2 protein-coding genes are annotated in these 2,950 nt (G+C 47.4%); both read left to right on the top strand.

Going from position 1 to position 2,950, the window contains the following annotated elements; all coding sequences use genetic code 11:
* Positions 1–1,629 (top strand): glutamate synthase-related protein (locus AB4496_RS23390; protein WP_372132147.1); only part of this gene is annotated, 1,629 nt, incomplete at its 5' end.
* Positions 1,629–2,950: glutamate synthase subunit beta (locus AB4496_RS23385; protein ID WP_372132144.1), on the top strand; the 1,322-nt coding region annotated here is incomplete at its 3' end. The genes AB4496_RS23390 and AB4496_RS23385, both read left to right, overlap by 1 nt.

Below are 2,950 nucleotides of genomic sequence, written 5' to 3'. Positions count from 1 at the left end.
AGACTACCTGGTGATAAGGTTGATGATTGGATCGGTGCAACACGTCACTCGACTCCGGGCGTAGGTCTTATTTCTCCACCGCCACACCACGATATCTACTCAATCGAAGATTTGGCTCAGCTGATCTACGATCTGAAAAACGCGAACCGTAACGGCCGTGTAAACGTGAAGCTAGTTTCGGAAGCAGGTGTAGGTACGATTGCATCAGGTGTAGCAAAAGCGAAAGCTGACGTAGTACTTATCGCAGGTTTTGATGGTGGTACGGGTGCATCTCCTATGTCTTCTATCCGTCACACAGGTCTGCCTTGGGAACTGGGTCTAGCGGAAACGCACCAAACACTACTGAAAAACGGCCTACGTAACCGTATCGTTGTTCAGTCTGATGGTCAGATGAAAACACCTCGTGACCTTGCAGTTGCAACACTGCTTGGCGCTGAAGAATGGGGCGTAGCAACAGCAGCACTTGTTGTTGAAGGCTGTATCATGATGCGTAAGTGTCACAAGAATACATGTCCTGTTGGTATCGCAACACAAAACAAGACCCTGCGTGAGCGTTTCGACGGCCGCGTAGAAGACGTAGTAACGTTCTTCCAATACATGGCAGAAGGTCTGCGTGAAGTAATGGCTGAACTGGGCTTCCGCTCTATTGATGAGATGGTTGGTCAATCGCACAAACTTAAAGTTCGTGATGACATCGGTCACTGGAAGTACAAGAACCTAGATCTAACACCAGTACTGCATATTGAGCAGGCTCGTGCAGAAGATGGTATCTACAACCAGACAACACAGAATCATAATCTTGAAGACGTTCTAGACCGTAAGTTGATTCAGGCTGCAATCCCAGCGCTTGAGAAAGGTGAAGCGGTTACCGCTCAGTTCCCTATCATCAACACGGACCGTTCAGCAGGCACGATGCTGTCGAACGAAATCTCGAAAGTTTACAAAGACCAAGGTTTACCACAACCAATGAACGTTAAGTTCTACGGTAGTGCTGGCCAATCTTTCGGAGCGTTCCTTGCGAAAGGCGTAAAATTCGAAGTAGAAGGCGACGCGAACGATTACTGGGGTAAAGGTCTGTCTGGCGGTACGTTGGTACTGTACCCAGATGCGAAATCTTCTATCGTTGCGGAAGATAATATCGTGGTGGGTAACGTATGTTTCTACGGTGCAACCTCAGGTGAATCTTTCATTCGCGGTATGGCTGGCGAACGTTTCTGTGTTCGTAACTCAGGTGCGAAGGTTGTAGTTGAAGGTGTTGGTGACCACGGTTGTGAATACATGACAGGTGGCGCGGCAATTATCCTTGGCTCAACGGGTCGTAACTTTGCTGCAGGTATGAGTGGCGGTGTCGCTTATGTTTGGGATAAAGCAGGCGACTTCGAAACCAAGCTCAACGCAGAACTGGTAGACCTAGATCCAATTGAACAAGAAGATAAAGATCTTCTACTAGATATGCTAACGAAGCATGTTGAATTCACAGGAAGTGAAGTTGCTCAGTCTTTCCTAGACAACTTTGAAGTAAGTGTCGCATCACTAGTTAAAGTAATGCCACGCGACTACAAAGCAGTTCTTGAGAAGCGTAAAGCTGAAGCACAACAGGCACAAACGGAAGAAGTGGAGGCAGTATAATGGGTAAGCCTACTGGATTTTTAGAACACGGTCGTGAGCTTCCAAAAAAGCTCGATCCGTCAGTTCGAATTGAAGACAACAAAGAGTTCGTACTTAACGAAGAGTTTGGTGAAAAGATCAATACTCAAGCCTCTCGTTGTATGGACTGTGGCGTACCTTTCTGTCACAGCGGTTGTCCGATTGGTAACATCATCCCAGAATTCAATGATGCGGTTTACCGTGACAGCTGGGAAGAAGCTTGGAACATTCTAAGCTCTACCAATAACTTCCCTGAATTTACAGGTCGTGTGTGCCCTGCTCCTTGTGAAAGCGCTTGTGTTCTTGGTATCAACCAAGACCCAATCACTATCTGTAATATCGAGAAAACAATTGTAGAAACTGCGTACCGTGAAGGGTACGCAAAACCTAAGACACCACGCTCACGTACGGGTAAAACAGTTGCGGTTATCGGTTCAGGTCCTGCAGGCTTAGCCGCAGCTGAGCAACTAAACAGTGCCGGTCACTCTGTGACGGTATTTGAACGTGACGAGAAAGTCGGTGGCCTACTGCGTTTCGGTATCCCAGATTTCAAACTGGGTATGGATGTGATTGATCGTAAGATCAACCTAATGGCTGAAGCTGGCGTTGAGTTTAAAGTGAACCAACACATCGGTGTTGATGTTAATGCTCAACAGCTACGCCAAGAGTTTGATGTGGTATTGCTAACGGGTGGTTCTACGGTTCCACGTGACTTGCCAATCCCAGGTCGTGAGCTGAAAGGCGTTCACTTTGCCATGGAATTCCTTGGTCAAAACAACCGCCGTGCCAACGACTTAGACCTAAAAACAGAAGAGCTTCACGCTAAAGATAAGCACATTGTGGTTATCGGTGGTGGTGATACGGGTTCTGACTGTGTGGGTACATCAAACCGTCATAAAGCAGCAAGCATTACTCAGGTTGAGATCATGCCGATCCCACCAGAGAAGCGCCCTGCTAATATGCCTTGGCCTCAATACCCAATGATCATGAAGACCACCACTTCTCACGAAGAGGGTTGTGAACGTCATTGGAACATCCTGACTAAAGAGTTCATCTCTGACGATAACGGTAATGTAACCGGACTTCGCATTGCTGACATCGTTTGGCAAGATGCGAAACCAGGTGAACGTCCAAGTTTTGATGAAGTAGCAAACTCTGAACGTGTTATCCGTTGTGATATGGCATTTCTAGCGATGGGCTTCTTACACCCAGAACCAACAGGTGTACTGGCTCAGCTAGACATTAAACTGGATGAACGCGGCAACGTGGCCTCTGAAGGTTATGCGACCAACCAAAAAGGCGT

It is taken from the genome of Vibrio sp. 10N.222.46.A1, assembly GCF_041473595.1.
Classification (GTDB): Bacteria; Pseudomonadota; Gammaproteobacteria; order Enterobacterales; family Vibrionaceae; genus Vibrio; species Vibrio tasmaniensis_A.
Note: the sequence above shows the minus strand (reverse complement) of the source record. Positions and strands in the feature narration are given on the sequence as shown.